Source organism: Yoonia sp. (assembly GCF_036007805.1).
Taxonomy (GTDB): Bacteria; Pseudomonadota; Alphaproteobacteria; order Rhodobacterales; family Rhodobacteraceae; genus Yoonia.
The window spans coordinates 1-6,437 of sequence record NZ_DASYOK010000341.1; the positions used below are offsets into that span (position 1 = coordinate 1).

The following is a 6,437-nucleotide window of genomic DNA, read 5'->3' on the forward strand; positions in this document are numbered from 1 at the left end:
CTTCGTTTCGGACGATCCACCACAATCTCGAAGCCGCGCTGACGGCGACCGGCATCAACGACGCCTCTGGCGAGACCAAAGCCTCGGCCGCTCGCGCCTCGGCCAAGTCCCGCTTCGAGAGCACGAAACAGCGCTTCTTCAACCATCTCCTGATGGGCATGAAGGCTCCAAGCATCATCCGCGCCATCGAGGACGACCTCGCGGCGGGCAATGCTTGCGTCATCCAGGTGGTCTCGACGGGTGAGAGCCTGCTGAAACGTCGACTTGAGACAATGGACCCCGAGGATGAACTCGTTGAGGGGGCCTTGACGCCGCGCGACTATGTGCTTGGCTACCTCGAACAGGCCTTCCCGATTCATGCGCAAAAGCTGGTCGAGATCGACGGCAATATGGTGGCGGAACCTTTACGGGATGAGACCGGGGCGCTCGTTGTCTCGCGAGAGGCGCTCGCCCTGCGCGATGCGGCCATGATGGAGTTGATGACGCTCGCCCCGATTCCCTCGGCGCTCGATCAGATCCTCTGGGCCTTTGGCGACAAGGCCGTGGCAGAAGTCACGGGGCGGTCCATCCGACCCCTCAAGGCCGAGGATGGTCATCTCTTCATCGAGAAGCGCGCCGCCAGCAGCAATTCGTCCGAGACCCAAGCCTTCATGGACGGCGAAAAGGATGTCCTGATCTTCTCCGATGCAGGCGGCACGGGCCGGTCCTACCATGCGGCGCAAACGGCGAAGAACCAGAAGCGGCGGCGGCACTACCTGCTGGAGCCAGGCTGGCGCGCAGATGCGGCCATCCAGGGGCTGGGCCGCACGCATCGCTCGGCTCAGGTCAGCGCGCCGTTCTTCCGGGTCTGCACCTCGGATGTGCATGGCGAAAAGCGTTTCACCTCGACGATAGCCAAGCGCCTCGACCAGCTGGGGGCCTTGACCAAGGGTCAGCGCGAGACCGGCTCGCAGGGCATGTTCCGCGAGGAGGACAATCTCGAAAGCCCGATCGCACGGGCCGCGCTGCGTGGGTATTTCGCCGATCTTGCCGCCGGGCGCGCCGAGGCGATGAGCTACGAGAGCTTCACCGACTGGACGGCCCTGCGGCTGATCGACAAGGACGGGGTGCTGCTCGAGGAGCTTCCCCCGATCCAGCGGTTTCTGAACCGGGTTCTGGCCCTGCCCATCCATATGCAGAATGCACTCTTTGCCGAGTTCATGCGCCGGATTGCCGATCAGACTGAACGGGCGCGCGCGGCGGGCACGCTCGATCTCGGCGTGGAAACCCTGCGTGGCGAAAAGATCGAGCAGGTCTCCACGGAGGCTCTCTGGACCTGCCCGAAATCCGGCGCCGTGACGCGGATCATCGGACTTGAGGTGACGGACCCGGTCCACGTGCTGTCGGCGGATGACGCCATGTCGCGCAATCCCGACAAGCTACCCATGGTAAATCGCGCCTCCTGCCGCGCGGCGCTCATCTCGGCGCGCCCCATGCAGATGTATGACGAGGACATCGTTACGCTGATGCGCAAGGTGGTGCGGCCAAACGGGTCGAGCTATCTCGAAGAGGCGCGGTTCGAGTCCTCGGCCTGGGAAGAGATCAACAGGCCCGAGTTTGCAGGACTGTGGGATGCCGAGGCTGCATCCCTGCCAAAAACCACCACGACCAAGCTCTACCTGCTGACCGGGCTGCTGCTGCCGATCTGGAAGGATATTCCGACCACCAATGAGCGCATCTACCGGGTCACGCCCGATGGGGCGACCGCCATGATCGGGCGCACGCTGAGCGAGGAAGGGGCGGCCGCGCTGCGCGCCCGCTTCCTCGTCTCCAATCCGCAAACGCCGCAGGAGATGTTGACCGCCGCCCTCGGCACCACCGCGCCTGTCGATCTGGGCCGGGGTCTGACCCTGACCCGTCGCCGGGTCGCAGGCGAGATGCGCCTCGAGCTGGGCGGCGCGGATCGGGGCATGATTGATGGCCTCAAGGCAATGGGGTGTTTCACCGAGATCATCGCCTTCCAGTTGCGTGTGTTCCTGCCGCATGGGGATGGGATCGACACGGGAAGCATTCTGGCCCGGATCGTGGGACAGGCACCAGATGCCGATTCAGTGGCAGCAGAATAGGCAAGGGGGGGAAAAGATCATGACACTCGATGACATCAAGGCCGCCGTCGATGCCGGGCAGACCGTGCATTGGGCCAATACCGGCTACGTTGTCCACAAGGACAGGCTCGGTCAGTACCTCATCACCTATGTGCCGAACGGAAGCTGCATCGGTCTGACCGACCGGAGCGGGCACGGGTTGAACGGAAAAGAGGCGGAGTTCTTCATCGCGCGATCAAAGGACGGCGCGGAAAATCCCGGCCGCCAATCAAGACCAGACGGGCAGGGGAGGGGCGTAGCACCCGGGGGTGCGGGGGCATTCCCACTTGGACGGCAGCTCTGACCCGTGGGCTGAAAGGAAAGCAGGCTTTCTGATTTGTGATCTCTGAAGGGGTCGAGAAAGCAATCCCGGATGCGTTGGCAAGAACGTCAAGCACCGGCCAATCCAAAAGGAACCATCCCATGTTCGCAGGAACCCTCACCCGCAATGTCGAGACCGCAGCCGCTCAGTACACCGGCATGATCCACGGGGCACGCTTTGACATCGCCATCCAGTTGGAGGCGCGGGCCAAGATGTCTGAACGCAGCCCGGATTTTGACGTGACGGCAGTCAACAAATCAGGCCGCAAGGTGCGCATCGGCACGGCCTGGAACGAGACCGGCAATACCAGCGGCAACCCCTACATCTCGATGCAGATCGATGTTGGCCTCGGCCCATTCCGGGTCAACGCGGTGCAGGCGAAAGAGGCGCATGCGGCCCAAAGCGGCGCGTTCGACATCATCCCGCTGGTCTCGAACGGCCTGATGAAATCCGGCTCAATCTCGGGCGAGCTCACCGCCATGGACGCCGACAATGCCTTCACCGGCTACATCGCCAACATGATGTTCGATCTGGAGTTCATGCTGATCGAGAACAGCTACAAATCCGAGGAGACCCACCCCGATTACCGCATCGAGGTCAGCTCTCCCCGGGGCACACCGATCCGCGTCGGCTCGGCCTGGATGGCGAAAAGCAGCCGCACGGGCAATGACTACCTGTCACTGCTGATCAACACGCCCGATGGCGACCTGCGCGTCAACGCCGTGCAGAACGAAGAACAGCGCGGCGGGCAGACCTTCTTGATCATCCCGTTCATCGACAGCGGTCAGCAGCCGCAGGACGCAGGCGCGGGGCTTTCCGTGGTTGCATGATCCGGATGAGCGCCCTCCACATCGGACAGGCAGAGGGGAACCGTGGGGACATGGTTCCCCTTTTGTCGTGTCTGTTCGTGTCAAAGATCACTCTACCCTAGGTGAGTGGCCACGCGACATAAAAGGAGCTTCCTACGCCCGGGGTGGTTTCCAGCGCGATGGCTCCTCCAGCCTCACGTACGATCGCCGCGATGACTGGAAGTCCCAGCCCCGTTCCCCTGTTTCCTTTGGTGGTGAAATGTGGTTCCCACAGCCGGGCCCTGACCTCCGGCATGATGCCGGTTCCGGTGTCACTGATCCCGAAGAGCGCATTGGGTCTTTCTGGAAACTCGCCCACCTCAAGGGTGACCGTTTGTGGGACGGGCTCACCAAGTGACAATGAAAGTGCAATTTCCTGCTTGCCGTCGCCTAGGGCATCGCGCGCATTCAAGCCGAGATTCAGCAAAACCTGCATCAGCTTGAGCGGATCAATCGTTCCGATGATCGGTTCGTCAGGAAGAGTAATCTTGATTTTGTGGTTGTGGGGGGCGCCGAGGTTCAGAATGCTCGCGGCCTCTTTCAGGAGTTCCGCCATGTCAGTCTCTTCGGTCTCCCGCTTTTGGCTCCAAAGAGACCGGATCGGCTCTAGCAGGGAGACCGCCTGTTGCGCGGTCGCATGAATATTTTCGAGGGATTGGGGAAGCCTGATACCCGCTTCTTCAAGAGCGGGATCAGAGATTTGAGAAATGATCGCGACCAGGTTGGCTAGATCATGCGTCAGCCCCGCTGCCAGAAGGGTCGTGATTTCTTGCCGTTGCACCAATTCGATACGGTCACGGATCTGAAGTCGCTCGCGCAAGATCGCGTTGCGGTTACTCACGTCCCTGTTGACGCAGATGATGTTCCCGTCAGGCATCTCTGTGAGGCTCAGCTCCTGCTCGAACGTCCCTCCATCTATTCGGAGAGCTTCGGCCTGACCAACCCAGTGGCCTTGATCTCTGAGCGTGGGAAAGGCCTCCGTGGCCAATCTAGCCGCGATCTGGGGTGCATAGAGACTATGCCACGGCTGACCTGTCAGAGATTCCGGATCGTCATATCCGAACATTGTCGCGTGCGCTGGGTTCGTGTGGAGGATCGTGCCTGCCTCATCGGTAATCGTGATCCCTTCCTCGGCGGCGGCAATTGCGGTGGACTGCATCGCAAGCTCTGTCTCCAGCCCCTTCTGACGGGAAATGTCCAAAAGAACGCCCGAGATCATGTGCGGCCGTCCATCTGCATGCCAAGCTGAGACCCCGCCCCTGCCCATCACCCAGACCCAATGACCAAATCGATGACGCAAACGGTACTCGACCTCAAAAACCTTGGCGGATCCTTCCGCACATTGCAGAAATCCCGTCTCCGCCACGGCAATATCTTCCGGATGCACCAGCGCGCGCCATCCCTCAAACCCAAGGGACTTGGCGATCTGCTTGTCGAGACCAAGCAGATCGGCCCAGTGATCATTCATATCGCTTTCACCCGTCTTGAGATTGACGGTCCAAGTGGCGGCCTGCGCGCCGGATATCACCTGTTTAAGAGCGAGCTGTGCCGTTTTGAGGTCAGTGATATCGACGAGCGAATGCACCCAAGACCCGCCAGCGGTAGAGCGCTCCGTGACACGAAACCAGCGCCCATCAGAGAAGCGCATCTCCCGTTCAAACGTTTGGCGCTCTCTTTGCGCAAGACGTTCGCGCAGCCACTGCTCGTGCTGCTCAGCCGGGATCCCGATAAGACCATTCCGAAGATCGCGGCGGAGAATTTCCTCAAAGCGCATGCCTGCGATGATTTCGCCTTCGCTGCTGCCATGCAGCCTCGCGTAGGCCTGATTAAAGTGAACGAGACAGTCATGCTTGTCATAATAGGCGAATGGATCCTGAACCGAGTCCAAGGCATCGGCCAACTGCTTGCGAAGCTGTGCCAGTTCCAACCTTAGAGTAGACACACATGCCTCGTAAGTGATAATCAATTCTTTGAATTGCACGTCTCTCGTCGTTCGAAGTATGATTCGACGCAGGTAACCATCACCCCCAGACGGGCTGATTTCACGCACCAAAGTCGCCCTACTTTTTAATACTGATCGACAGTCGAGCGAGAGGCCCGGGTCAACCGCCATAAGACCCTCAGCGGCCTCGATCGGCAGGTCGAGATGCGCAGGATGTGGTCGGAACGATGCGGTGGCATCAGGAGATATAAAGCGTAGGTTGAGGTCTTTCGACACGATGAGGAGGAGCACTGCTTTTGAGTTCCTTTTTAAGTCCAAGAACGAGGGACAGTGGACCTTCATCGATGGCTGGGACGTGGCAGAGAAACAAACAGGCTTTTGGGCCAACTGTCTGTTGCCAGCACAACATAAAGCAGTGCCTGAACAGAAAAATTGTGCTCCCTTCAAGGCAGCTGCCCCATTACTCAGGATAAACATGCTTATGGAAATTCCAGACGGCCATGCAAACCAGCTACTTGGCGCATTCACGAAAGAGGCCCGTGACAGAATAATGCCCCATATGACAGCAGTCGATCTCAAACTCGGAACGACCGTTTGTGAGGCAGGTGGATTGCTGACCCACGCCTATTTTCCGCAAGGATGCGTTTTGTCGCTCTTGACGGTCTTGGAGAATGGGTCAGAGATCGAATGCGCCAACATCGGCCGCGAAGGCGCATTCGGGTTGTTCTCAGCCATGTATAGTCGCGTGTCCTTCGGCAGATGCACCGTGCAGCTTGAAGGGCCGATGATCCGATGCGATATTAGACCGCTGCAAGTGGAGTTTCAGAACAGCGCGCACATGCAGAAACTATTTGTGAGCTATGCGGAGACTCTGTTGGCACAAGTTATGCAGACCGTCGCCTGCAATTCCTTGCATTCGGTCAAAGAGCGTTTGTGCCGTTGGCTGTTGATGATGCATGATCGGGCTGATGGAGCAGATCTAACCTATACCCACGAATTTCTTGCGCGGGTCATGGGCGTAAACCGTACTTCGATCACGCTGGCGGCCCAAGCATTGCAAAATAAGGGCCTTATTAGTTACCGCCGTGGAATGATGCAGGTAGTGGATCGCTTTGGGCTGGAGGAGGAAACCTGTGAATGCTACTCGGTAGTAAAAGCACGGTTCGAAGCCTGTCTGAACCCGCCGTCAACGGCCGTCTAGA

At 59.4% G+C, this 6,437-nt stretch carries 5 protein-coding genes; 4 read left to right on the forward strand and 1 reads right to left on the reverse strand.

Annotation, left to right across the window (positions count from 1 at the left end; all coding sequences use genetic code 11):
* From VGP75_RS18065 to VGP75_RS18075, 3 genes are all read left to right on the forward strand, one after another.
* The coding region (locus VGP75_RS18065; protein ID WP_327544980.1) for a strawberry notch C-terminal domain-containing protein at positions 1-2,105 on the forward strand (2,105 nt) is incomplete at its 5' end.
* A 19-nt stretch (positions 2,106-2,124) separates the two neighbouring features.
* On the forward strand, positions 2,125-2,427 hold the full coding sequence (locus VGP75_RS18070; protein ID WP_327544981.1) for a hypothetical protein: 303 nt from the start codon (positions 2,125-2,127) through the stop codon (positions 2,425-2,427).
* Positions 2,428-2,546: 119 nt separating this feature from the next.
* Complete coding sequence (locus tag VGP75_RS18075) at positions 2,547-3,275, forward strand: DUF736 family protein (RefSeq protein ID WP_327544982.1); 729 nt, start codon at positions 2,547-2,549, stop codon at positions 3,273-3,275.
* A 97-nt stretch (positions 3,276-3,372) separates the two neighbouring features.
* Here VGP75_RS18075 and VGP75_RS18080 read toward each other — a convergent pair whose 3' ends face one another.
* Entirely contained in the window at positions 3,373-5,526 is a 2,154-nt protein-coding gene (locus tag VGP75_RS18080) for a PAS domain-containing sensor histidine kinase (protein WP_327544983.1), read from the reverse strand.
* A 64-nt stretch (positions 5,527-5,590) separates the two neighbouring features.
* Here VGP75_RS18080 and VGP75_RS18085 point away from each other — a divergent pair, with 64 nt between their 5' ends.
* Positions 5,591-6,436, forward strand: coding sequence for a Crp/Fnr family transcriptional regulator (locus VGP75_RS18085; RefSeq protein WP_327544984.1), 846 nt, complete (start codon positions 5,591-5,593; stop codon positions 6,434-6,436).
* Position 6,437: the final 1 nt, after the last annotated feature.

What these genes read in the sequence shown, in the direction of transcription:
- VGP75_RS18070 (WP_327544981.1), top strand. Translation starts at nt 2,125, where the DNA reads ATGACACTCGATGACATCAAGGCCGCCGTCGATGCCGGGCAGACCGTG.
- VGP75_RS18075 (WP_327544982.1), top strand. Translation starts at nt 2,547, where the DNA reads ATGTTCGCAGGAACCCTCACCCGCAATGTCGAGACCGCAGCCGCTCAG.